Source organism: Streptomyces sp. NPDC002156 (assembly GCF_053593675.1).
In genome coordinates this window covers 1-23,139 of record NZ_JBSFDA010000103.1, presented here as the reverse complement: position 1 = coordinate 23,139, position 23,139 = coordinate 1, and the positions used below count along the sequence as shown (strand labels likewise).

General features: G+C 67.1%; 21 protein-coding genes and 1 pseudogene. 13 read left to right on the top strand and 9 right to left on the bottom strand.

Going from position 1 to position 23,139, the window contains the following annotated elements; genetic code table 11:
- Window positions 1-132 precede the first annotated feature (132 nt).
- The gene (locus tag ACWCRB_RS32765) at window positions 133-609 is read left to right on the top strand and encodes a hypothetical protein (protein WP_450999527.1); all 477 of its coding nucleotides are present in this window, start codon (window positions 133-135) and stop codon (window positions 607-609) included.
- Complete coding sequence (locus tag ACWCRB_RS32760; protein WP_450999526.1) at window positions 569-706, top strand: DUF397 domain-containing protein; 138 nt, start codon at window positions 569-571, stop codon at window positions 704-706. The genes ACWCRB_RS32765 and ACWCRB_RS32760 overlap by 41 nt, the downstream gene beginning before the upstream one ends.
- A 306-nt stretch (window positions 707-1,012) precedes the next feature.
- Here ACWCRB_RS32760 and ACWCRB_RS32755 read toward each other — a convergent pair whose 3' ends face one another.
- Both ACWCRB_RS32755 and ACWCRB_RS32750 read right to left on the bottom strand, forming a co-directional pair.
- Window positions 1,013-1,477 carry a hypothetical protein gene (locus ACWCRB_RS32755; protein WP_450999510.1) on the bottom strand — a complete coding sequence of 155 codons (465 nt, stop codon included), beginning with the start codon at window positions 1,475-1,477 and terminating at the stop codon, window positions 1,013-1,015.
- Between the two features lie 221 nt (window positions 1,478-1,698).
- Window positions 1,699-1,935, bottom strand: a complete 237-nt coding sequence (locus ACWCRB_RS32750) for a hypothetical protein (protein WP_450999509.1) — start codon at window positions 1,933-1,935, stop codon at window positions 1,699-1,701.
- Window positions 1,936-2,066: 131 nt separating this feature from the next.
- On the opposite strand from ACWCRB_RS32750, the gene ACWCRB_RS32745 reads away from it, so the two are divergent.
- The 5 genes from ACWCRB_RS32745 to ACWCRB_RS32725 all read left to right on the top strand — a co-directional run bounded on the left by ACWCRB_RS32745 (window position 2,067) and on the right by ACWCRB_RS32725 (window position 7,487).
- The gene (locus ACWCRB_RS32745) at window positions 2,067-2,972 is read left to right on the top strand and encodes a restriction endonuclease (RefSeq protein ID WP_450999508.1); all 906 of its coding nucleotides are present in this window, start codon (window positions 2,067-2,069) and stop codon (window positions 2,970-2,972) included.
- An 827-nt stretch (window positions 2,973-3,799) separates the two neighbouring features.
- Window positions 3,800-4,591 carry a TIGR04255 family protein gene (locus ACWCRB_RS32740; RefSeq protein WP_450999507.1) on the top strand — a complete coding sequence of 264 codons (792 nt, stop codon included), beginning with the start codon at window positions 3,800-3,802 and terminating at the stop codon, window positions 4,589-4,591.
- Window positions 4,592-5,200: 609 nt separating this feature from the next.
- Window positions 5,201-5,626, top strand: a complete 426-nt coding sequence (locus tag ACWCRB_RS32735; protein ID WP_450999506.1) for a hypothetical protein — start codon at window positions 5,201-5,203, stop codon at window positions 5,624-5,626.
- Between the two features lie 469 nt (window positions 5,627-6,095).
- Window positions 6,096-6,800, top strand: coding sequence for an SMI1/KNR4 family protein (locus ACWCRB_RS32730; protein ID WP_450999505.1), 705 nt, complete (start codon window positions 6,096-6,098; stop codon window positions 6,798-6,800).
- Between the two features lie 84 nt (window positions 6,801-6,884).
- Window positions 6,885-7,487: a hypothetical protein gene (locus ACWCRB_RS32725; protein WP_450999504.1), complete on the top strand. Its 603-nt coding sequence runs from the start codon at window positions 6,885-6,887 to the stop codon at window positions 7,485-7,487.
- A gap of 32 nt (window positions 7,488-7,519) precedes the next feature.
- On the opposite strand, the gene ACWCRB_RS32720 is transcribed toward ACWCRB_RS32725, so the two are convergent.
- Complete coding sequence (locus ACWCRB_RS32720; RefSeq protein WP_450999503.1) at window positions 7,520-8,407, bottom strand: LysR family transcriptional regulator; 888 nt, start codon at window positions 8,405-8,407, stop codon at window positions 7,520-7,522.
- A gap of 146 nt (window positions 8,408-8,553) precedes the next feature.
- On the opposite strand from ACWCRB_RS32720, the gene ACWCRB_RS32715 reads away from it, so the two are divergent.
- The gene (locus tag ACWCRB_RS32715) at window positions 8,554-9,666 is read left to right on the top strand and encodes a M20 family metallopeptidase (RefSeq protein ID WP_450999525.1); all 1,113 of its coding nucleotides are present in this window, start codon (window positions 8,554-8,556) and stop codon (window positions 9,664-9,666) included.
- 119 nt (window positions 9,667-9,785) lie between these two features.
- Here the strand turns inward: ACWCRB_RS32715 and ACWCRB_RS32710 are convergent, their stop codons facing one another.
- Window positions 9,786-10,595, bottom strand: a complete 810-nt coding sequence (locus ACWCRB_RS32710; protein WP_450999502.1) for an endonuclease I family protein — start codon at window positions 10,593-10,595, stop codon at window positions 9,786-9,788.
- 232 nt (window positions 10,596-10,827) lie between these two features.
- Complete coding sequence (locus ACWCRB_RS32705; RefSeq protein WP_450999501.1) at window positions 10,828-13,155, bottom strand: ArnT family glycosyltransferase; 2,328 nt, start codon at window positions 13,153-13,155, stop codon at window positions 10,828-10,830.
- 207 nt (window positions 13,156-13,362) lie between these two features.
- On the opposite strand from ACWCRB_RS32705, the gene ACWCRB_RS32700 reads away from it, so the two are divergent.
- From ACWCRB_RS32700 to ACWCRB_RS32680, 5 genes are all read left to right on the top strand, one after another.
- Window positions 13,363-14,223 (top strand): serine hydrolase, encoded by an 861-nt coding sequence (locus ACWCRB_RS32700; protein WP_450999500.1) that lies wholly within the window; start codon window positions 13,363-13,365, stop codon window positions 14,221-14,223.
- A 62-nt stretch (window positions 14,224-14,285) separates the two neighbouring features.
- Window positions 14,286-15,350: an esterase-like activity of phytase family protein gene (locus tag ACWCRB_RS32695; RefSeq protein ID WP_450999499.1), complete on the top strand. Its 1,065-nt coding sequence runs from the start codon at window positions 14,286-14,288 to the stop codon at window positions 15,348-15,350.
- Between the two features lie 93 nt (window positions 15,351-15,443).
- Window positions 15,444-19,187, top strand: a complete 3,744-nt coding sequence (locus tag ACWCRB_RS32690; protein WP_450999498.1) for an ABC transporter ATP-binding protein — start codon at window positions 15,444-15,446, stop codon at window positions 19,185-19,187.
- 109 nt (window positions 19,188-19,296) lie between these two features.
- Window positions 19,297-19,656: a hypothetical protein gene (locus tag ACWCRB_RS32685; RefSeq protein WP_450999524.1), complete on the top strand. Its 360-nt coding sequence runs from the start codon at window positions 19,297-19,299 to the stop codon at window positions 19,654-19,656.
- A 130-nt stretch (window positions 19,657-19,786) separates the two neighbouring features.
- Window positions 19,787-21,238, top strand: coding sequence for a S28 family serine protease (locus ACWCRB_RS32680; RefSeq protein ID WP_450999497.1), 1,452 nt, complete (start codon window positions 19,787-19,789; stop codon window positions 21,236-21,238).
- Between the two features lie 86 nt (window positions 21,239-21,324).
- On the opposite strand, the gene ACWCRB_RS32675 is transcribed toward ACWCRB_RS32680, so the two are convergent.
- From ACWCRB_RS32675 to ACWCRB_RS32660, 4 genes and pseudogenes are all read right to left on the bottom strand, one after another.
- On the bottom strand, window positions 21,325-21,948 hold the full coding sequence (locus tag ACWCRB_RS32675; RefSeq protein WP_450999496.1) for a GTP-binding protein: 624 nt from the start codon (window positions 21,946-21,948) through the stop codon (window positions 21,325-21,327).
- Window positions 21,929-22,318 carry a DUF742 domain-containing protein gene (locus ACWCRB_RS32670; protein WP_450999495.1) on the bottom strand — a complete coding sequence of 130 codons (390 nt, stop codon included), beginning with the start codon at window positions 22,316-22,318 and terminating at the stop codon, window positions 21,929-21,931. The genes ACWCRB_RS32675 and ACWCRB_RS32670 overlap by 20 nt, the downstream gene beginning before the upstream one ends.
- Window positions 22,315-22,743 (bottom strand): roadblock/LC7 domain-containing protein, encoded by a 429-nt coding sequence (locus ACWCRB_RS32665; RefSeq protein WP_450999494.1) that lies wholly within the window; start codon window positions 22,741-22,743, stop codon window positions 22,315-22,317. Before ACWCRB_RS32665 ends, ACWCRB_RS32670 begins: the two co-directional genes overlap by 4 nt.
- Window positions 22,740-23,139, bottom strand: a pseudogene (locus ACWCRB_RS32660) (hypothetical protein); the annotation flags it as partial. The pseudogene ACWCRB_RS32660 and the gene ACWCRB_RS32665, both read right to left, overlap by 4 nt.

Here is a 23,139-nt window from a genome sequence, read left to right as displayed (position 1 = left end):
GGTCTCCGCGGCTGCGTCCGGAGGAGAGCGATGCTCAAGCCCTGTGGACGGAGCTTGGGTTGGGGGTACAGCCTCGTGTGCCTCCAATTCCGTTCCGATCGTCATCACGGCAGTGCGACAGGAATGGATCCCATGGCCTTGGACCCGGCAAGACCGAAGAGGATTCCCGAACGGGACGTCAGTTTGCGCGATATCAGGTGGCTTGCTGAGGTCGATATCGACCGTGCGGCGTTGGAGGAGCGCTGGGGCGGTCCGGAGACCGTCCACGACGACCTCGCGGAGTGGCTCTGTTTCGCCTTCTCTCCGGCGGAAGGGGAGGCATTCCTCCTGCAGCGGGAGGTGGATCATCCTCCTACGCCTCAGTTCGGCCTCAGCGTGACCAAGGGGCTCTACTCCGCGGACGCCGCCGGTCGGATCGTCGACGCACTGGGGATTTCCGGGGCGCGGGTGACTCAGGTGAACGCTGGCGCCGCCCATTGGCCGAGCGACCGGCAAGGAAGGGGAGCCCATGTCGTCGCAGTGGACCACTTGGTTCAAGAGCAGCTACAGCGGCCAGAACGGCGAATGCATAGAAGTCCGTCTCCGGACGGCCGGGATCGACGTCCGTGACTCGAAGAACCTGTCTGGCCCTGTCGTTGTAGTCGGGACGGTGGCATGGCTGTCGTTTCTCGCCGGGATGGAACGGGTTGCGGTCGGGGGTTTGTAACCCCGGTTGAAGCACAGGCTTGTCGCTCGACGGAGCAATACGCGGTGCTGTCGAGAGGAGACGTGGTCGCTCTGTCCACGATGACGGGGACGTACCGGCGTGCCCTCAGCTTGGGAAGCTGCGATCATTTGCGGCCGGTTCGGGCGCTGACCTGGGCGAACAGCGGATTTCGGCCCGGTCGGGTTGAGTCGCGTTCACCGTGATTCCCCGCTGTTCCCCGCCTGATCTGGTGCGGTTGTAGTGCGGTCCTGCTGGTGTGAGGCTGTCTCGGGACAGGCCGTACGAAAGGCTGGGTCCGCAGATGCCTCAAAGATGTTGCTTCGCTGCTCTGATGAGTTGGCTGATGTCGTCTCGGGTTTGTGCTCGGCGCCGGTCTAGCTGGCTTCTGGTCTCGGTCTTGGCCAGTGCCGTGACGTCGGCGAGGACGGCCTCTGCGCCCTGACTCAGGGTCGCGTCGTCCGTGAGCATCTGCACCCGGAACAGGGCCTCCTGTGTGCTGGAGCGCAGGTCGTATGCGCGGATCCGGACAGCGTCAGGTTCCTCGGGTGGCGGTTGTTCGTGCTCACAGAACCACAGGTGCACCAGGCAGCGGCGATAGTTAATCAGCGTGCCGGCGTAGGTGGAGTAGGCGTCGAGTCGTTCTTGCCGGAGCTTCTCACGGCGGGCGAGCTGGTGGCTTCTGTCGGTGGTGCGTTGCTGAAACGCCAGTGTGATTCCCGAGCCGAGCAGGGTTCCGAGGACGGCTATTGCACTGGCGATGATGGTCTCCACGTCCGAAGCTGATCACGTGTAGTGGATCCGGGTGTGTCGCACGCCCAACTCGACCGTCACCAACACGCTTTCCAACTGTGTTGGTGGGGCGATGGGGGTCGTACACCCCCGTTCACCTGCGTACGCGGTCAGTCAACTTAATGATCGGCGAGCGTCGCCATACCACGATGAATGGCCCTGAACGGCAGTGAATGAGACGGAAACTGAGACGGTTGCGCTCCTCATCGCAGCATGTCAGCACGGCCGGTCGCCGGATCCACGGCAACCATCAGGGGCGGCCATGAACGCTGCCAAGCGTGGTCGGCGGGAGGCGTGAACTCGAAGACCAGGGCCTGCCCTTCCTCGGTGCGGGCCGCGGCCTCCTCACCGGAGGGGGCTCGCACGTCCCACTCGCTGCCGTCCTCCACGCGGTGGGTGAAGAAGCTGACGGCGATGCGCTGAGCTTCGGCAAGGTCCATGTGCGGCACGGTAGTCCACGCTCCGCGTAGCCGCCCCCGGCAGCCACAGGGCCGTTGCCGGTGGCCGGCGTTAGGCTCTTGGCAGTGAGGGGCCGGTTCGATGCTCTCTCACCGAGGAACAGGGGGCGGCGGTGGCAGTACCGCGGTTCTACGAATTCATGCTGCCGATCCTGCACCACTTGGCTGATGGGGAGCCGAGGCACTGGCGGGACTTGCGAGAGAAGTGCGTTGGCGAGTTCGGGCTTTCCGAGCAGGATCGCCTTGAGGCCACGCCGGGCGGTCGTCCACGGCTGGACAACCGCGTGCTCTGGGCCAACACCTACCTCTTCCAGGCTGGCCTTGTGAATCGCCCTGGTCGCGGCGAAGTGCAGATCACCGACCGTGGGCGCGAGGTGCTCACCAACCCACCGGACGTGATCGATCCGAGCTATCTCGAACGCTTCCCCGAGTATCGAGACTTCAAGAGTCGCACCCAGCAGCAGGGCGCGGGTGAACCGGCTGCAGAAACCAGCACCGCCGAGAAGGTGACGCCGCTGGAGAGCATCTCGACTGCCGTCGCAGAGTCCACAGCAGCGCTGCACGGCGAGTTGTTGCAGCGGATCATCGCCCAGCCACCCGAGTTTCTGGAACACCTGGTGCTCAAGCTGCTCACAGCCATGGGGTACGGCGGCCAGGCCGGCGCCGTGGAACACCGCGGCCGATCACATGATGGTGGCATCGACGGCATCATTCGGCAGGATCCGCTGGGGATTGATCGGGTCTACCTCCAGGCCAAGCGATACACCGACGCCGCGGTCGGGCGACCCAGCATGCAAGCCTTCGTCGGCGCCCTACACGGCGTACAAGCCGACCGCGGCGTCTTCATCACCACCAGCCGGTTCAGCCAGGAGGCCCGCGACTACGTCGAACGCATCCCGAACCGGATCATCCTCATCGACGGGCAACGGCTCGCGGAGCTCATGGTCTTCTACGACGTCGGTGTGCAGGTAGAGCAGACCTTCACTTTGAAGCGCATCGACGAAGATTTCTTTGAGTAGGGCAGCGCGACACGCGGGAGCTGCAACGCAGGTTGAACACCCTGGCCAGAGCGGAGCGAACTTGGAACCTGAGCTTGGGAAGCTAAGGGCATCTACGGCTTACTGAGGGTCTGACCTGCGGCGGAGGGGCGCAGACGCTTGGTGGAAGGTCGATGGGTTCCCTGCTGTTCCCCGTGGTTCCCCGCACCACCTGGCACGCGTCTGGCACGAGTTATTCGTCGTCGCACCTCTCCAAGACCAGGCTTGCGGAGCTCTCTTCGAGCCCGTTGTTCTCTTCCAGCCGGATTGCGGACCTTGATGCGTGTGCCAGCCCCAAGACTGCACGGCAGTGGCGTGAGCGGCTTCGCGCTGAGATGGCGAACTCCTGAGGCGGGGCATCCAGGGCGCGTAGTCACAATATGAGGGTCTGGGCCTCAGTCGACGACAGCCAGCCGCGATGGCGAGTGCGCTGACCGATCGAGTGGGCGTGTACCTCGTTGCACCCCAGTTTGACGCTGGTGCGGAGTGCGAGCGCGTGAAGGGGCGGTTCCTCCGCTCTCTCGGCGAAGTGATGCTGTATGTACGAAGTCAGCCAAGTCGACGTCTTCCCGACGAGTGCGTGCAGGTGCTAGATGTTGCGAGATCGCTTTTATCTTCAACAACAGTCAGCGGTGACACAGGCTCACTTAGTAGGGTCGCAACGCAACCGGGGTTACTGGACTAGTCCACTACCTATCATGTCAAACTGTGACACAGTGGACATGATTAAGCGCCTTCAGTAACGGGCTGAGTACAAACGCTGTTAGTTGCGTAGTCGATGTGGGTAACCTGCAGAAGGGGGTGTCGCTATGGCGAAGAAGCTGAGCTTTGCTCGACCGCCGGTGCGGTCGGTGGCTCTGAGCGTTTTCCTGCAACCACTTGCGAAGCTTCGAACACTTGATCTAGCGCCGCTGCGCGTCGAGTGGCGTCACCAATACCCCGAGCTTCAGGAGTTGACTCCGCTGCCCTCGTGGGGCCCCCAAGAAATGGATTCTGTGCAGTTTGTGCAGTCTGGGCTTTCTTGGCCTATGCCGATGTGCGTATTCTCCACAGAGAGCGGAGACCGGCGGATTCGGTTCCAGCATGACCGCTTCATTCTGGCTTGGGTTTTCGAGCCTGAAAGTGACGGATATCCAGGTTTTGACAGCTTGAAGTCTGAGCTCAGTGAGAAGCTGGAGCGATTTAGTAAGCTCACCCATGAAGCGGTTGGTGAGATCCCAGAGGTCAAGCGCATCTCTGTTGAGTACACTAATAACTTGTTGGGGATTGCGGCACACGAGGCCATGGCCGGCGTGCTGACCGGGTGGAATAGGGAAAGCTCCTTCCCCTTTGGAAAGCCTGACTATTCCGGGTTTAGGGTGCATTATTGTGAGTATGAAGATCACCCTAACATTGGAGTACTGGTAGGGGTTGACTCGGCGGTAGGGGAGAGTGTCGAGGAGGAAATTCCGGACAGCTCAAATCTCACACTCAGCGCAGAAGCGGACGTTGAATCTGAATCCGACTTCTGGGGTGCCCTTGAAGAGGCGCACGATGTGGTAACTAGCGTCTTTGAAAAGGTGACTAGCAAGCGTATGCGAAGTGAATGGGGGGAGAAGTAATGACTACCTGGAGTATTTCGGCTATTGGTTCTGGGCGGTGCACGTCGTCTCTCGATTTAACAAGAGATTTCGCGCGACCCTCTAGGCGTTCTGAACCTGCCGGAATGTGGGTTATTCGGAAAGTTGCTTCTCATCTCGCCGGTGAAAGTGCTTCCCATTTCTTGCCTCCGCTCGGGGCATCTACAAAACTAGAGCTGCAGCTGTACACCAGCTCTAAGCTCCAGGAACTTCGTTCGCTTGAGGTGGGTTGGGATGGTGGGCACGCTGACTCCGTCTCTCAAGGTGTAACCCACCAGGTCTATCGCATCCTTGACCAATTGGCAGACAGTCGTAGCGTTTACCCATTCCTGACGCCTACATCCGAGGGCGGTGTTTTGGCTGAGTGGCGCGCAGGCAAAGAGCGTCTGGAAATCGAATTCACCCCTGGCGAGGCTCCCTACGTCTACGCGGTCAACGTTGACGGTGAGCTTAGGATCGACGGCCACCTAGGGGAAAAGGGGATCGCCGCCGAAGCTCGACGCGCTCTTAAGGACCTTTCGCTCAGGGTCTGGACCAGTAATCCCGCGTGGAAGAGACTGTTTGTCTGAAGTGGCCTGAGCGGGAGGGGGGATGCTGGCCTTGGAGAGTTCGTCCGCGTGGGATGATGCGTCAATTCTAGACGAGGAAGTCATCTACCGTCGGGTTCCGGATGTTCCTAATTTTCTCACTGCGGATCTCATCAGTGGAGATAGGAAGCCGAGTCGTGCTGCTTTCCAATTCGACAGTGACGGTATATCCGTCCATCGGAAATCTTTGCTAGATGAGAAAGGCTTGGGTCCTGAATCTGTAATCAGGAAGCCCGGGCAGATGGTATTTTCTTTTCTTGCGGCTGTGCCTCGATCCCATGGTGTCGGGATTATTTACGATCCCGTAGATGATCCTCCGGCTGGATTTGCCCACGCGCTCATTAGAGGTGAGAAGCCTAGGCCCGATGATAGGGCCTTGAGGGCGCAGGTCGGTGACGCGTTGGCCGATGCGTCGGTGCGCGTTTATTGAAGGCTTGAGATGAGTTCAATCATTTTTCAACCGTCGTTCTGACCTGAGCCACCGAAAGTTAGCCAGGACGGCGGGTGGGGCGAACGAACATCTGTCACGTGTGTCTCCAGCAACCCCGTGCCGGCCTCAGCCACGCATTTCGTTATCGTCGCGACCGTAACCCCGCTCCGACTTGGCGGCTGCCTAGCTGAGATGCATCACTTCCCTGGCATCAGGCGGCTGGTTGCTGTGCGCGCGGCACGGGCGCTGGCCGGGCTGGAGCGGGGCGGAGACAGGAGCGTAGGCCCGGCCGGGGGCCGTGCCGCGCGCGGGGAGCGGAGCGAGCCGCCTTGAACCAGTAGGGACAGTTGTAATTCAGTCGGTTTGCTGGGGCTTGTCCGGTCTCGGTTGATGCTTGACACGGCTTGCCTCACCTCACTTTGGCTGTGCGCCCGTCCTGGAGCAGATCCCCTCGCCTACGCTTCGTTTCATGGGGGCGATGCACTGGAGCGGTGTCCGTGAGCGCGTAGAAGTTCTGGCTCGTGCTGACAAGGTGCGGGAAGTCTTCGGGGCGTGGGACCGGTACGGCGGAGTGGGGCATCATTTCTGGCTTGCTGATCCGCTGTTGGAGTCGGAGGTCGCCGAGGTGGAGGCTCAGTGGGGTGTCTCGCTGCCAGCGGCCTACCGGGCCTTCCTCCTCGAAGTTGGTGCCGGCGGTGCTGGACCGGGGTATGGGCTCACCGTCCTGAGCTGTAGTGATGCCGGTGCCGGTGCCGGTGCCGGTGCCGGATGGCTGTGGAGCGACGTGGGCGGGGGTACGGTCCACGAGCGATTGCGCTTTGCCTTTCCCGGTGGGGAGGAAAGCGTGCGTGTTCAGGACGAGCACGAGAGCAAGGAGCCGGTGGAGTCCGACTTCGAGGACGAAGCTGCGTTCCGTGAGGCATATCGTGCCTGGTTGGAGCAGGACGAGAAACTGTTCGACTGGTTCTCTTCCGGTGCTGTGTGTCTCAGTCACGAGGGTTGCGGCTGTTGCCACTGGCTTGTCGTGTCCGGCCCGCAGCGGGGGCAGGTGTGGCTCGATGACCGTCGCGGGAACGGAGGATTCCGTCCCCTTGGGGAGGTTGCATTTGCGGACTGGTATCTCGGTTGGGTCGAGAGGTCTGAGGCAGTCGTTCGGCGGTCTGGCCGGTTGTGAACCGGGCTGAACGACAGGGGAATTGGGGCAGCGTCGCTGCTAACTCAGGCGCCGATGTGCCCTCCTTCGCGTTAGCGTGCGCCGGTGATCAGTGAAGAGGGGACGCGGCTGGGTGCGGATGCCGCGCGACGGCTCGCGCAGACAGGTCTCTATGAGTTCGAACCGGGGCTGACTGACGCCGAGTTCGCGCGTATCGAGCGCGAGTACGGCTTCGAGTTCGCGGACGATCACCGTGCGTTTCTTGCCGCCGGGCTTCCTGTCAATGTGCCGCCCGAGGAGGGGCAGACCTGGGCCAAGCCGTGGCCCGAGTGGCGCAGCGGGGATCCGGTCAAGCTGCGTGAGCGGCTCAACTGGCCGGTCGAGGGAGTCCTCTTCAGCGTCGAGCACAACAGGTTCTGGTACGAGGCCTGGGGTGAGCGGCTGGCCGATGGCGTGGACGCCCTGGCCACCGCACGACTTCACCTTGCTGATGTGCCGACGCTCGTGCCTGTGTATGCCCATCGTTACCTTCCCGCTGGTCAAGGAAGCTCTGGGCATCCGGTGCTCTCGATATGGGGGACCGACATCATCTGCTACGGGCTGGACCTGGTCGACTACATGCACCAGGAGTTCGACGAGGCACGCGGCGGCGTCGATGAGAGTTGGGGACTGAGAGCGACGGTTTCCTTCTGGCGGGACCTTCTCTGACCCCGGGCTCGTGGGCAGCGAATAGAGGGCGTTCAGGCAGCGGCCCGCCGCAACAGCTCCCCCAGTTTCAGTGCCGCCGGCAGCGGGGTCGTGGTGGGCAGTGCCATGTGGACCGTCCGGCGTAGCGGGGGATCGGCCAGGCGGCGCAGGGCCAGCTCGGCCGGGATTGCCCAGGCGGCCAGGGACGGGACCAGGGCCACGCCCAACCCTGCTGCCACGTAGCCGAACTTGCCCGTCCACTCCGCGATTCTGATGATCTTCCGTGGGGTGAAGCCCGCCCTGGCGCACGCGTCCGCGAGCATCGTGGGGCGGTCGCCGTACGCGTCCTGGAGCCAGGCCTCGTCGCGTAGGTCGCGGAGGTTGATCGAGTCGGCTTCGGCCAGGGGGTGTTCGTGGTGGAGGGCTACGAACAGTTCGTCTGTCAGGAGTGCGGTTGTTGTGGTGCCCTCGGCCGAGGGTAGGCCGGAGGGGTAGTCGCTGACCACGGCCAGGTCGAGTGCGCCCGCCGCCAGGCGCTCCATCAGCGTCGCGCTCCTACCTTCCACCGCCACGATCTCCACCTTCGGTCTGGCCCGCCTGAACTCCCTTAGCGCGGCGGGTAGTAGGGAGATGTTGGCCGTCGCGAAGGCTCCCACTCGGAGCATCCCGCCGTGGCCCGCATGGATCACCGTCAGCTCCTGCTGCGCCCTCGACAGGCGTTCCAGTACGTCCGTGGCGTGGCGGTGCAGGGCTTGGCCGGCCGGGTTCAGGCGTACTCCCCGGGGGAGCCGCTCGAACAGTGGGCCGCCTGCCTGCTGTTCGAGGGTGGCGATCCGGCGGGACACCGCCGACTGCGTGTAGTTCAGCTGGATCGCTGCCGCGGTGAACGATCCGGTGTCCGCAACGGTCACCAGTAGGCGTAGTGCGTCGGTCTCGAACACCGTTCCTCCTCTCCTTCTCGCTCACATTCCTTCAGTGCATGGGTTCCATGCAATCTAGTCGCTGGTGGAATGGCTTGCCCTTTCGTAACGTCTCCTGACGTCGCCGATCCGCAGTCCGAGGGGGAAACGTGATAGCTCTGCCCGCCATGCTTGCCGATCTTGAGGAACTCGTCCTCTGCGAGTCCTTCTCCGCCGACCATGACGCCGTTGCCCGCAGTGCTGGTGTGGTTGGTGCCCTCGGCGCGCGACTGCTGGGCGCTGCGCCGGAGACGATCGTGGTCGACGGTGTGACCCATCTGCGGTGGACCTTCGGGACCCCTCGCGTGCTGCTCGTGGGGCATCACGACACCGTGTGGCCGGGCGGCTCGTTGGAGACCCATCCCTGGTCGGTGGTCGACGGGGTTGCCCGGGGGCCCGGGGTTCTCGACATGAAGGCGGGGCTCGTGCAGATGTTCCACGCGCTGGCGTCCCTGCCGTCGCCGGAGGGGGTGTGCGTGCTCGTCACCGGGGACGAGGAGGTCGGCTCTCCTACCTCCCGGGAGCTGATCGAGGAGTCCGCGCGCGGACTCGCCGCCGCCTTTGTGCTGGAGGCGTCCGCCGATGAGACGGGCGCGCTCAAGACCGCCCGCAAGGGCACTTCGCGGTACGAGGTCGTGGTGCACGGCAAGGCCGCCCATGCGGGGCTGGAGCCCCACAAGGGGATCAACGCCGCCGTCGAGGCCGCTCATCAGGTGCTGGCCATCGCCGATCTCGGGGCCTCGGCCAGTCCTGACGGTGTTGGTGGCGAAGACTCCTCGGTTCTCGGTGCCCTGACCATCACCCCCACCCTCATGTCCGCCGGCAGCACCCTCAACACCGTGCCCGAGTCGGCGAAGATCTCCGTGGACGTACGCGTGCCGACGGCTGCCGCGCAGGACCGGACCGACGAACTCATGCGAGGGCTCACCGCCCGGACCCCCGGCGCCCGGCTGACCGTACTGGGAGGCAGGAAGCGGCCGCCCATGGAGCCCGGTTCCTCCGTGGGACTGTTCGGCCTGGCCTCCCGCATCGCGTCGGAGCTGGGCCAGGAACCGCTGCGGGGAGTTGCCGTCGGGGGCGCCTCGGACGGCAACTACACGGCCGCCGTGGGCTGTCCGACGCTGGACGGTCTGGGTGCCGTCGGCAGCGGGGCCCACGCGGACACCGAGCACGTGCAGATCGTGACGATGATCCCCCGTACTCGACTGCTCGCCGAACTCGTCGCCCGGACACGGCAGTAGAGCAGTTGACCGCCCGATATCCGTCGTTCCCACGCGAAGCAGAGGTCCGTCCGGACGCACCGAACGCCCCGTGCATCACGGGGCGTTCAGGGTATGGCGTACGTCCGCTGCCGGACCGCTTACCAGATCGCCTCGACCCACTCCGGGTGGTCGATGAACGGGTTCCGGTTGCCTTGGTAGTTGGTGTAGATGAGGTCGTTGCGGCGCTCCTCGAAGGCGCTGGGCGGGTCCGCCTCGTTCCACGCCTTGAGGATGGCGAGCTTGCCCATGTACGGGTTGCTGCCGTTGCCCACCTTCTCGTTGGGCTCCAGGTCGGCCCAGCCGTCGTCGCCCTCGTAGCGGACCGTCATGTAGAGGATCATGCGGGCGACGTCGCCCCTGTCCGCGGCGCGCGGTGCGAAGGAGTCGGAGTCGACGGTGCTGCCGCCGCCGTTGGTGACCGAGCTGCCGCCGTTGTCGAAGTCCAGGTTGCCGCGGGTGCTGTTGACCTGGACGTCGCAGGCGCGCAGGTGGTGCAGGTCGGTGCCGGGGCCGATCGCCTCGCCGAAGTCGCCGTGGGACTTGGCCCAGGTGTGCTCGCGGTTCCAGTCGCCGACGTCGCCGCCGTTGAGGGACTTGCTGCGCGAGACACCGCTGTACAGCAGGACCACGTTGCTGCTGTTGTTCGGGTCCTGGTCGGTGACCTTGAGCGCGTTCCAGACCGCGGAGTACGAGATCTTCGTCTGGCTGCTGATGATCGTGTGCAGCGAGGACTTGAGGCTCGTGCCGGTCTTTCCGATCGCGTTCTTGTAGTACGTGGCGTCGTACGCGGTCGTCGTCGCGCCGGCCGGAGTCGCGGCCATCGTGGGGATGGCGAGGGCGGCCATGACGGTCGACGTGGCGAGCGCCACGGCCTTCCAACGGCTGCGGCGTATCTGCGTCGCGGGCATCGGGGGTGTCCGTTCTACGCGTGTCGATTGAGCGGGACATCCGGGAGCGTGACATGGACATGCGTTTCGGGCAATGAACTGCGCGTGTCCGTTGGGTGACGGAGTCCGGCAACTCGGTTGATTTCGGCTCGATTTGACGCGCGTAGAGCCAAGGGGAGGGCAAGAGAGCGTCTGGAAACGGGGTGGCCCCCGACCGGCGTTCCGGTCGGGGGCCACTCGTTGTCCTTCGGGCTCAGCTGACGTCCGACGCGTCCAGGCGGTAGATCGACGACGTGGATTGAGTGCTCGTCTGCGTGTCGCCCGACTCGCTCTCCTCTGTCGTCGAGTTCGACGAGGTGCTGTACTCGCTCTCCTTCACCGCCGTGCCGTGCTCCTGCACCCACGCCGTGACCTCCGAGCTGAGGCTGGAGCCGCCCATGCCGCCCCCTCCGCCCATGCCGCCGCCGAGCTGGATGTAGTGCAACTCGCCCTTCTTCACCAGCTCCTTGAGCTTGGCCAGGGTCATCGCCTTGTCGGTGCCGGTCCAGCCCCACATGGAGATCACCGGCTCGCCGCTGCTCACGATCAGCTGCGCCGCGCCCTGCGAATTGGACACCGCCAGCAGCCACTTGGCGCCGTCCTGGTGCTTCTTCAGGTACGTGATCAGCTCAGTGCTGGCGCCGCCGCCCATGCCGCCGCCCATACCTCCGCCGCCACCGCCCATGCCGCTGGGCTGACCGCCCTGCTGCTGACCGCCGGCCTCGCCGGTCTCACCGCCGGTGCCGCTCGTGCCGCCCGGAGGCGTACCCATCCCGCCACCCTGCTGGCCACCACCCTGCTCACCGGTGCCACCGGGTGCCCCGCTGGGCATACCGCCACTGGGCGGCGTACCCATCTGACCGCCCTGCTGCTGACCACCCTCGGCCTGACCGCCCTGCTGGCCCTGCTGGCCGTTCTGCTGGCCCTGGCCGCCACCGCCGGGGAAGCCGCCGCCCGCGCGATTGCCACCGCCCCCGCCGCCACCCGGACCACCCATGCCGCCGCCCGTCGAAGGACCGGCCGTCGGGTTCGTACCGCCCATGCCGCCGCCCGTCGCCGAGGTCTCCGCGAAGGAGTACGCCGCCGGGCCGGCCACCGCCGCGACGATCGCCGCGACCACCGAGGCCGCCAGCAACTGGACTCGGCGTCCGGTGCGGAAGACCAGCAGACCCGTGATCGCCAGTGCCATCAGCACCGCGATCGTCGGCCACAGCCACGCGTTCCAGTCGGACGTCCGGCGCAGCAGCACGATCGACCAGATGCCCGTGATGCCGAGCGCCAGCGGGAGTACCCACACCCAGCGCTTGTCGGTGCGGAACGCACGCAGCAGGAGCACTCCGCCGCCACCGCACAGCGCCGCGATACCGGGCGCGAGGGCGGTCGTGTAGTACGGGTGCATCGTGCCTTCGGCCATGGCGAAGGTCAGGTAGTGGAGCAGGGTCCAGCCGCCCCACATCAGCAGGGCCGCGCGGGTCGTGTCCGTGCGCGGGGCCCGGCCGATCAGCACCAGGCCGCCCACCAGCGCGATGCCCGCGAAGGGGATCAGCCACGAGATCTGGCCGCCCAGGATCTCGTTGAACATCCGGCCGATGCCCGCGGTCCCGGAGAAGCCGCCGCCTCCGCCACCGCCGCCCCCGCCGTTGCCCTCGCCGCCGAGGACGCGGCCGAGGCCGTTGTAGCCCATGATCAGGTTCCAGGCGCTGCCGTCCGTCGAGCCGCCGATGTACGGGCGTTCGTCGGCCGGGACCAGGGAGACCGCCGTCGCCCACCAGAAGCTGGCCACCGCGAGCGCGACGCCCGCGAGCAGCAGGTTCACGATCCGCTTCACGAGGCCCAGGTTGGCCGCGAAGAGGTACACCGCGAAGACGGCCGGCAGGGCGATGTAGCCCTGGAGCATCTTCGTGTTGAAGGCGAGGCCGAAGCAGACCGCCGAGCCGAGCAGCGGCAGCAGCCTGCCGTCACGCGTGGCGCGTAGCGCGAGTGCCGCGCCCGCCACCATCAGGCAGACCAGCAGTGTGTCGGGGTTGTTGTCCCGGTTGATGGCCACGGTGATCGGGGTGAGGGCCAGGACGAGGGCGGCCACAGTCGCCGCCGCGTGTCCGAACACCCGCTTCACGGAGGAGTGCAGGATCCAGATGGTGCCGAGCGCGGACGCGATCAGCGGCGCCATCATCTGCCAGGTGCCGAAGCCGAACACCCGGCAGGACAGGCCCATGACCATGAGGACGAAGGGTGGCTTGTCGACGGTGAGGAAGTTCCCCGCGTCGAGCGAGCCGAAGAACCACGCCTTCCAGCTCTGCGTTCCGCTGAGCACGGCCGCGCTGTAGAAGCTGTTGAGGCCGGAGGAGGAGAGGTTCCAGGAGTACAGGACTCCGGCCAGCACCATGATCGCGAGCAGCGCGGGCAGCGACCAGCGCGGCGCCTTCTCGAGCGTGCCGGGCGTACCTGGCGCGGTGGGGGCCGGTGGAGCCGCGGGGGCCGCGGGATCCGCGGCCACGGGGGTCTCCGGAGCGTGGGGGTGTGGATCGGTGGCAGATGTCACCATCGAATCGTCTGGACGGGGGGTGGGTGAGGGCTGTGGTGCAGCTGGGGGCCACCTGTGAATACGGGCAACAGTGCGTTACGTGCGGTGCATGCTTTACCCAACGGAAATCGGGCAGGCGTACAACCATTCGTACGTGCATGTGAGTCAAAGGAGACCAGCGTGCCGGGGGGCCGCTGACGTCTTTCACGGGGATGGGGAACCTCTATGACTCACCACATATCCAGATCCGCGCGTGTCCGTGTACTCGGTGGCGCCGCCGTCTGTGCCGCGACCGTGTTGTCGCTGCTCGCCACCGCCACACCCGCCAACGCCGCCACCGCGGCGGTCAGTTGTACGTCGGCCAAGCCCGCCCTCGCCACCAAGCTGAAGCGGGACATCACCTCCGCCCTCGCCGGGCGCCAGGGTTCCATCGGCGTCGGCGTCTTCGACCGCTCCACCAAGACCACCTGTGTGTACCGGGCGCAGACCGCCTTCGACTCCGCCAGTGTCGTCAAGGTGACCGTCCTCGCGACCCTGCTCTGGGACGCCCAGAAGACCGGCCGCGCCCTGACCGCCACGGAGAAGAGCCGCGCCACGGCCATGATCACCAAGTCGGACAACGCCGCCACCACCAAGCTGTGGAGCCAGCTCGGCGTGACGAAGATCAAGGGCTTCCTCGCCGCCGCCAACATGACCCAGACCAAGCCCGGCGCCAACGGCTACTGGGGGCTCACCCAGATCACCGCCCGCGACGAACAGAAGCTCCTCGCGCTCACCACCATCCACAACACGGTCCTGACCGACAACTCCCGTGCGTACATCCTGAAGTTGATGAACCAGGTCATCGCGTCCCAGCGCTGGGGTACGCCGAAGGGTGTGCCCTCCGGTGTCTCCGTGCACGTCAAGAACGGCTGGCTTCAGCGCGCCTCGCACGGCTGGCGGGTGCACAGCGTCGGCTCGTTCAAGGGCGGCGGCCACGACTACATGATCTCCGTGCTCACCCACGGCAACAGCACCTGGAACTACGGCATCACGACCATCGAACGCGTCGCCAAGGTCGTTCACAGGGACCTCGCAGCGAGCTGATCACAGGCCGACTTCACCGCAGCGCCTCCCGGTCGTCACCGACCCGACCTACGGTGACCGCCATGCGCCTGCGACCCCAGCGATCTCTGCGAACCGTACTCACCACCCTCACCGCCGGCCTGGCGGCGGCCACCTGCCTGACCGCCGCCGGACCGGCCCACGCCAACTCCCCTACCAGTAACGCCAGTAACGCCTGTTCACCCACCGTCTCCATCGACCGCTTCTCCGACGCCCTCGACAAGACGACGTACGACGGCACCTTCGTCGGCAACTTCTCCGCGCTCGCCGTCGACCGGAACGGCGACCTCGCCGCCCTCTCCGACCGCTCCTCCCTCTTCACCCTCGACCGGCGGACCCTGAGCCCGACGAGCGTCGTCCCGCTCGCCGACGAGACCGGCGCCGCGCTCGACTCCGAGGGCCTGGTCGTCGACCGGGACGGCACCCGGCTCGTCTCCTCCGAGACGGAACCCTCCGTACGCCGCTACTCCCGCGACGGCCGCATCCTCGACCGGCTCCCGGTACCGGCCGCGCTCCAGGTCGCCCCGGCCGGTCGCGCCACCACCAACCAGACCTTCGAGGGGCTCACCCTGCTCCCCGGCGGCCGTACGCTGCTCGCCTCCATGGAGTACGCGATCTCCGGTGACTCCACCGGCATCGTCCGCTGGCAGACCTGGGAGCGGAAGGGCGGCCCCTTCGGCCCCTTCGTTCTCGGCGCCCAGTACGCCTACCGCACCGACACCAACCTCGGCGTCCCCGAGGTCGCGGCCACCCCCGACGGACGTCTCCTCGTCCTGGAGCGCGGTTTCACCGCCGGCGTCGGCAACACCGTCCGCCTCTACCTGGCCGACCCGCGCCGTGCCACCGACACGAGCGGCGTCGAGAACCTCACCGGGCAGGACGACGGCGTACGGCTGGTCCGCAAAACCCTCCTCGCCGACATAGTGGACTGCCCGTCACTGGGAGCGACCGCCAAGCAGCCCCAGCCCAACCCCCTCCTCGACAACATCGAGGGCATGGTGATCACCGGTCGTACCCATGGCGGCCTGCGCGTCCTCCTGGTCAGCGACGACAACCAGAACGCCGTACAGACGACCCGTTTCTACTTCCTGCGGGTCCGTACGGCATAAGCCGTGTTTGTTGCGGAGGGATGAAATCCGCTTCCGCCCGCGTTGGTGCCTACCGGCGGAGTATGGACGTGTGGATCTACGGAAGGCACCGGAGTGACAGACCAACGGGGGCGGGAGCCGGTAGCAGAGGGATGGGCGCGGCGGCTGGTCGGATACGCCTGGCGGTATCCGAAGGACGTCGTGCTCTCCCTGGGCGCCTCCCTCGGCGGTATGGCCCTCATGGCGGTCGTCCCGCTGATCACCAAGGTGATCATCGACGACGTCATTGGCGACAAGACCCGCTCCATGGCTCCCTGGGCGGGCGCGCTCGTCGTCTCCGCCGTCCTCGTCTACGTCTTCACCTACATCCGCCGCTACTACGGCGGCCGGCTCGCCCTCGACGTCCAGCACGACCTGCGGACGGAGATGTTCGGGACGATCACCCGGCTCGACGGGCGCCGCCAGGACGAGCTGTCGACCGGGCAGATCGTCGGGCGGGCCACCAGCGACCTCCAGCTGATCCAGAGCCTCTTCTACATGCTCCCGATGACCATCGGGAACCTGCTGCTCTTCCTGATGTCCCTCGCGATCATGGCCTGGCTGTCGATCCCGCTGACCCTGGTCGCCCTCGCCGTCGCGCCCGCCCTGTGGATCATCGCCAAGCGCAGCCGTACGAAGCTCCACCCGGCCACCTGGTACGCGCAGGCCCAGGCCGCCGCCGTCGCGGGCGTCGTCGACGGCGCCGTGACCGGCGTACGTGTGGTGAAGGGGTTCGGGCAGGAGGACCAGGAGACGGGGAAGCTCCGGGAGGTCGGGCGGCGGCTCTTCGCGGGGCGGCTGCGGACGATCCGCTTCAACTCCGTCTACACCCCGGCCCTCCAGGCCGTGCCCGTGCTCGGGCAGGTCGCGATGCTCGCCGTGGGCGGCTGGCTGGCCGTGGGCGGGCACATCACGCTCGGTACGTTCGTCGCGTTCTCCACCTATCTCGCCCAGCTCGTCGGCCCGGTGCGGATGCTCGCCATGGTGCTGACCGTCGGCCAGCAGGCACGGGCCGGTACCGAACGCGTCCTCGAACTGATCGACACCCGGCCCTCCATCTCCGACGGGCACAAGGACCTGCCCGCCGACGCCCCGGCCACCGTCGAGTTCGACGACGTGTCCTTCGGGTACGACCCCGAGCGCCCCGTCCTCGACGGGCTCAGCCTGGAGATCCGAGCAGGCGAGACCCTCGCCGTCGTCGGGTCGTCAGGCTCCGGCAAGTCGACCGTCTCCCTCCTCCTCCCGCGCTTCTACGACGTGACGCGCGGCGCGGTCCTCATCGGCGGGCACGACGTCCGCGAGCTGACCAGCGACTCGCTCCGGGCCGCCATCGGGCTCGTCCCCGAGGACTCCTTCCTCTTCTCCGACACCGTCCGCAACAACATCGCGTACGGCCGTCCGGACGCCACCGAGGAGCAGATCCTCACCGCCGCGCGAGCCGCCCAGGCCGACCGTTTCATCGCCGAGCTGCCCCACGGCTACGACACCAAGGTCGGCGAGCACGGCCTCACCCTCTCCGGCGGCCAGCGCCAGCGCGTCGCACTGGCCCGCGCGATCCTCACCGACCCCCGCCTCCTCGTCCTCGACGACGCCACCTCCGCGGTGGACGCACGCGTCGAGCACGAGATCCACGAGGCCCTGAAGCACGTCATGGAGGGCCGGACCACCCTCCTCATCGCCCACCGCCGCTCCACCCTCGGCCTCGCCGACCGCATCGCCGTCCTCGACGCCGGACGCCTCGCCGACCTCGGCACCCACGAGGAACTCCAGGCCCGTTCCGCCCTGTACCGGCGGCTGCTGACCGACCCGGACGAGCTGGGCGGCGTCTCGCCCGGCCGCGCCCTGCCCTCCCTGCCGCCCGAGGACACCTCCGTACGGGACGAGCTGGACGCCGAGTTCGACGCCGAGCGCGGGGTCACCCCCAGGCTGTGGACCGGTGACCGCGAGCGCAAGGACACGGCGTTCGACGGCATGCCCGCCACCCCCGAACTCCTCGCCCAGGTCGAGGCGTTGCCCCCGGCCGCCGACACCCCGGTCATCGACGAGGCCCGCGCGGTCACACCCGAGGAGTCGTACGGGCTGAAGCGGCTGCTGCGCGGCTTCGGGCGGCCCTTGCTGGTGAGCCTCGGGCTCGTCGCCGTGGACGCGGGCATGGGCCTGCTCCTGCCGGTCCTGATCCGGCACGGCATCGACTCGGGCGTCTCCCAACTCGCCCTGGGTGCCGTGTGGGTGGCCTCAGCGCTCGCCCTCGTGTCGGTCGTCGTCCAGTGGGCGGCGCAGATCGGCGAGATGCGGATGACGGGCCGTACCGGCGAACGCGTGCTGTACGCACTCCGGTTGAAGATCTTCGCCCAGCTGCAACGCCTCGGACTCGACTACTACGAAAGGGAGTTGACCGGCCGGATCATGACGAGGATGACGACCGACGTAGATGCGTTGTCGACGTTCCTGCAGACCGGCCTGGTCACCGCCTTCGTCTCCGTCGTCACCTTCTTCGGCATCATGGTCGCCCTGGTCGTGATCGACGTACAGCTCGCGCTCGTCGTGTTCGTGACCATCCCGGTGCTGGTCGTCGGCACGTTCTACTTCCGCCGGGCGAGCGTCAAGGCGTACGAACTCGCCCGTGAGCGCGTGTCGTTGGTCAACGCCGACCTCCAGGAGTCGGTGTCCGGGCTGCGGATCGTGCAGGCCTTCCGGCGCGAGCGGGCCGGCGGTGAGCGGTTCGCGGAGGGCAGCGACAGCTACCGCCGGGCACGTGTCCGGGGGCAGTGGCTGATCTCCGTGTACTTCCCCTTCGTACAACTGCTGGCATCGGTGGCGGCTGCGGCGGTGCTGATCGTGGGGGCCGGGCGGATCGAGAACGGCACGCTGACGACCGGTGCGCTGGTGGCGTACCTGCTCTACATCGACCTGTTCTTCGCGCCCGTGCAGCAGCTCTCGCAGGTCTTCGACGGGTACCAGCAGGCGACGGTGTCGCTGGGGCGGATTCAAGAACTCCTCCAGGAGCGGACCTCCACCGAGGCCGCCGAGGAGCCGCTGGAGGTGCTGTCCCTGCGCGGTGACATCGCCTTCGAGGGCGTGGACTTCGCGTACGGGGACGACGAAGAGGCCCTGAGCGAGGTCGAGTTGACGATTCCGGCGGGGCAGACCGTCGCCTTCGTCGGGGAGACCGGCGCCGGCAAGTCGACGCTCGTGAAGCTGGTCGCCCGCTTCTACGACCCGACCGGCGGCCGGGTCACCGTCGACGGCACCGATCTGCGCGACCTCGACATCACCTCGTACCGGCATCGCCTCGGGGTCGTGCCGCAGGAGGCGTACCTGTTCCAGGGGACCGTGCGGGACGCCATCGCGTACGGGCGTCCGGACGCCACCGACGCCCAGGTGGAGGCGGCGGCGCGCGCGGTCGGCGCCCACGAGATGATCGCCACCCTCGACGGCGGCTACCTCCACGAGGTCGCCGAGCGCGGCCGCAACCTCTCGGCGGGCCAACGCCAGCTGATCGCACTGGCCCGCGCCGAACTGGTCGACCCGGACATCCTCCTCCTCGACGAGGCCACGGCGGCCCTGGACCTGGCCACCGAGGCCCAGGTCAACCAGGCCACGGACCGCCTGGCAGGCCGCCGTACAACCCTGGTGGTAGCCCACCGCCTGACCACAGCGGCCCGCGCAGACCGCGTCGTGGTCATGGCCGACGGCCGAGTGGCGGAGGACGGCACCCACGACGAACTCCTCCAACTCGACGGCCGCTACGCAGAGTTGTGGCGAGCCTTCGTAGGCACCCCGGACCAGGAGGAACCGGTCACGTCGTCATCCCGCTGACCTCCCTGACGCAACCGTTCGACACGTGCCGTGCGTCCGTACATCAGTACGGTAGTGAGTGGCGGCGACGGGAGGGGCGACGGTGAGTGGTGGTTCGGTACGGCGGCGGATGGCGCTCGGACTGGCCGTGTTGACCGCGTCCGGGATGCTCGCCCTCGTCAGCCCAGGAACCGCCGAGGCGGCCGCACCGTGCTCCGGCCGCAAGGCGAAGACGCTGACCTTCTCCACCGGCGAGGTGCACATCTACCGGCGCAGCAACTACGTCTGCGCGGTCACCGTGCCCAAACGCCCCGGCGTCCGCCAGTGGATGTCGGTGAGCGTACGGGCGCGCGGCGGACGCCCGGTCGTCGACGAGGGCGAGTTCTCGAAACGGGCCGGCCCGGTCACCGTGCACGCGGGACGGCGGCATGTGTGGGTGAAGGGGTCGGTCGGGCGGGGATCGGTCAGTTCTGGCTGGATTCGGTGTTGAGCCCCTCCTGACACTCTGCTCGCACCCTATTTACTGATCCCCTGCCCGAGGGATTTCCCTATCTCCCCTGGTGCGTCCGGCAGTTGCTCCGATAGCTTCCGGCGCACAGATGTTTCATAGGGGAGGGTGCATGCGCAAGGCGCTCAGATGGCTGCTGGCGCTCACCGTGCTCATTGGCACGTTGAGTACGGCGGGAGCGGCAACCGCCGCTCAGCCGGAGGCCACCGGCACCACACAAACGACCAGTAGCGCGGACATCAAGGACCAGCTCCTCGCGATACCGGGCATGAGCCTGATCCAGGAGAAGCCGTACACCGGCTACCGGTACTTCGTCCTCGAGTACACCCAGCCGATCGACCACCGGCGACCGTCCAAGGGCACGTTCCAGCAGCGCATCACCGTCCTGCACAAGGACGTCTCGCGCCCGACGGTGTTCTTCACCAGCGGGTACTTCGTCAACACGAACCCCAGTCGCAGCGAGCCGACGCGGATCGTCGACGGCAACCAGGTCTCCCTGGAGTACCGCTTCTTCACGCCGTCCCGGCCCGACCCGGCCGACTGGTCCAAGCTGGACATCTGGCAGGCGGCCAGCGACCAGCACCGCGTCTTCACGGCGCTGAAGAAGATCTACGCCAAGAAGTGGCTCTCCACGGGCGGTTCGAAGGGCGGCATGACCGCCACGTACTACGAGCGCTTCTACCCGCGTGACATGGACGGCGTCGTCGCGTACGTCGCCCCCAACGACGTCGTGAACAACGAGGACTCGGCCTACGACCGGTTCTTCGCCACCGTCGGCACCAAGGAGTGCCGCGACCGGCTGAACGGCGTCCAGCGCGAGGCGCTCGTCCGCCGGGAGCCGCTGGAGAAGCGGTACGCGGAGTTCGCCGCCGCCGAGGGCCTCACCTTCGACACCATCGGCAGCCTCGACAAGGCGTACGAGGCCACCGTCCTCGACTACGTCTGGGGCTTCTGGCAGTACAGCCTGCTCGCCGACTGCGAGTCCATCCCGGCCGACGCGAAGAACGCGACCGACGACGACATCTGGACCTCGATCGACACGATCGCCGGGTTCTCCTTCTACACCGACCAGGGCCTGGAGCCGTACACGCCGTACTACTACCAGGCGGGCACCCAACTCGGCGCGCCCACCATCAAGTTCCCGCACATCGAGAAGAAGTACATCCGCTACGGCTACCTGCCGCCGCGGGAGTTCGTCCCCCGGGACATCTCGATGACGTTCCAGCCGCGGGCGATGCGTGACGTCGACAACTGGGTCAAGCACCGCGCGAACCAGATGCTGTTCGTGTACGGGCAGAACGACCCTTGGGGCGCCGAGCAGTTCCGTCTCGGCAAGGGCGCGAAGGACTCGTACGTCTTCACCGCCCCCGGCCTGAACCACGGCGCGAACGTCGCGGCTCTGGTCCCCGAGCAGAAGGCGTTCGCCACGGCCCGCATCCTGGAGTGGGCGGGCGTCGCCTCGACCGCCGTCCAGTCCAACCCGTCGGCGGCCAAGCCGCTGGCGACGTACGACGCCAGGCTCGACAAGCGGAACATCGAGCGCGAGCCCACGCTGCGGCCGTAAGGCCATAACAGCCGTGGAGGGTATGGGCAGTTGACGGGGGGCTCCCCGGTGACGGATCGGATGTCACCGGAGAGCCCCTCGTCGTGTCAGCTGCCGATCGCCGCCGGTGGCAGCCCCGCCATCAGCCGGTTGACCAAGGCCAGCAACAGATCCCGGCTGTCCCGCCGCTCCCGGAGGTCGCCCATGACGACCGGGACGTTCGGGTCCAGGTCGAGCGCGTCCCGTACCTCCTCCACCGTGCGGTCCCGCATCCCGTGGAAGCAGTTGACGCCGACCACGAACGGCACGCCACGGCTCTCGAAGAAGTCGATCGACGCGAAACTGCTCTCCAGCCGCCGGGTGTCCGCGAGGACGACCGCGCCGAGCGCCCCGTGCACCAGGTCGTTCCACATGAACCAGAAGCGCTCCTGGCCGGGCGTCCCGAACAGGTAGAGGACCAGCTGGGAGTTCACCGTGATCCGGCCGAAGTCCAGTGCCACGGTGGTCGTGGTCTTCCGCTCGACCCCGTCGAGGTCGTCGACCCCGAGACCCGCGACGGTCAGCTGCTCCTCGGTGTGCAGCGGCGGGATCTCGCTCACGGAGCCGACCATGGTGGTCTTGCCGACGCCGAAGCCGCCCGCGATCAGTATCTTGACCGCGGCGGGCGCGGTGGGCGTCCCGGCCACGGACGCCTGTGACCCGGCCTGTTCGTCAGAGTCTGAGTAGGGCATCCTTCACCGCCTGAAGAAGAGTCATGTCCGGTTCCTGGCCGACGGCCACCGCGAGCGGCGGCCGGGCAGTCACCCGGTCCAGCGTGATGAGGTCGCCGACGAGGATCTTCGTCACCGCCACGGGCAGATTCAGCCCGGCGGCGACCTCGGCGAGCGCCACGGGCGTACGGCACTGCCTGAGGATCACCCGGTGTTCGGGCTGCAGCCCCCGGTCGCCGGGCCGTTCGGCCGGCGAGACGGTGGCGATCACCGTGATGAGGGTGAGATCGTCACGTACCGAGGCCGTACGCCCATGGGTGATCGTGTACGGCCGGACGAGACTCTCCTCGGCATCGTCGTCGTCCGGCGACGCGTCCGCCCAGTGGCTCACTCACGCCCCCCGCCCTCCAGGTGCTGGACCCGCACCTCGGTCCCCAGCCGCTGCCCCACCTGCTGTACGAGGGTGTCCATCGCCACGGCCATGATCTCGGCGTCGACCTCCTGGTCCGCCACGACCGCCAGATGGGTGCCCCGGCCGGCCGAGCTGATGAACAGCCAGAGTTCGTCCAGCTCGATGATGACCTGGTGGACGGCACCGCCGCCGAAGACCTCACCGACACCGCGGGCAAGGCTCTGCTGACCGGTGGCGATGGCGGCCAGGCGTTCCGCGTCGACCCGGGCGATGCTGTTGGACTGGCTCACCACCAGCCCGTCGTCGGACAGCACGATGGCGTTCCGGGTGCCCGGAACCTGGTCGACCAGACGGTCGAGCAGCCAGTCGAGGTCGGAGTTGGTGGCAGTGGTTCGCAGAGTCATCGTCCGTCTTCCTTCCGGGCCCGGTCGGGTCCCGGTGAGGGGTGGGTGGGCTGGTGGTCGGTCTGGTGTCCGGGCTGATTGTCCGCGTCGGGCCTGAGCCGGGAGGCCCGCGACTGGCGCTGGAAGGCACCGACGGTGGCGCCGGACCTGGCCCCCTTCCGACGGGGCAGGGGCGGCGCGGAAGCGCCGGCGGGGCCGGTGCGCGGCTGTTCGGCGGCGGGGTACGAGGGCGGCTCCCGGAGTTCGGTGACGAGGCTGGCCTGCCGGACACGCCGGGGGAGGGGGTTCTGGCTGCCGTTGGACGCCTGGGCGGGGGCCTGCGGGGGGCGGGCCGACGGCGCCGCCGCCCCGGACGCCGCCCCGGACGCCGCCCCGGACGCCGCCCCGGACACCGAC

Excerpts from the sequence above, each read along its gene's own strand:
- ACWCRB_RS32675 (WP_450999496.1), bottom strand. The coding sequence starts at position 21,948 with ATGCCCTACTCAGACTCTGACGAACAGGCCGGGTCACAGGCGTCCGTG.
- ACWCRB_RS32710 (WP_450999502.1), bottom strand. The coding sequence starts at position 10,595 with ATGCCCGCGACGCAGATACGCCGCAGCCGTTGGAAGGCCGTGGCGCTC.
- ACWCRB_RS32665 (WP_450999494.1), bottom strand. The coding sequence starts at position 22,743 with ATGACTCTGCGAACCACTGCCACCAACTCCGACCTCGACTGGCTGCTC.
- ACWCRB_RS32735 (WP_450999506.1), top strand. The coding sequence starts at position 5,201 with ATGCTGGCCTTGGAGAGTTCGTCCGCGTGGGATGATGCGTCAATTCTA.
- ACWCRB_RS32765 (WP_450999527.1), top strand. The coding sequence starts at position 133 with ATGGCCTTGGACCCGGCAAGACCGAAGAGGATTCCCGAACGGGACGTC.
- ACWCRB_RS32695 (WP_450999499.1), top strand. The coding sequence starts at position 14,286 with ATGCGCCTGCGACCCCAGCGATCTCTGCGAACCGTACTCACCACCCTC.
- ACWCRB_RS32730 (WP_450999505.1), top strand. The coding sequence starts at position 6,096 with ATGGGGGCGATGCACTGGAGCGGTGTCCGTGAGCGCGTAGAAGTTCTG.
- ACWCRB_RS32715 (WP_450999525.1), top strand. The coding sequence starts at position 8,554 with ATGCTTGCCGATCTTGAGGAACTCGTCCTCTGCGAGTCCTTCTCCGCC.
- ACWCRB_RS32740 (WP_450999507.1), top strand. The coding sequence starts at position 3,800 with ATGGCGAAGAAGCTGAGCTTTGCTCGACCGCCGGTGCGGTCGGTGGCT.
- ACWCRB_RS32685 (WP_450999524.1), top strand. The coding sequence starts at position 19,297 with ATGGCGCTCGGACTGGCCGTGTTGACCGCGTCCGGGATGCTCGCCCTC.
- ACWCRB_RS32750 (WP_450999509.1), bottom strand. The coding sequence starts at position 1,935 with ATGGACCTTGCCGAAGCTCAGCGCATCGCCGTCAGCTTCTTCACCCAC.
- ACWCRB_RS32700 (WP_450999500.1), top strand. The coding sequence starts at position 13,363 with ATGACTCACCACATATCCAGATCCGCGCGTGTCCGTGTACTCGGTGGC.
- ACWCRB_RS32680 (WP_450999497.1), top strand. The coding sequence starts at position 19,787 with ATGCGCAAGGCGCTCAGATGGCTGCTGGCGCTCACCGTGCTCATTGGC.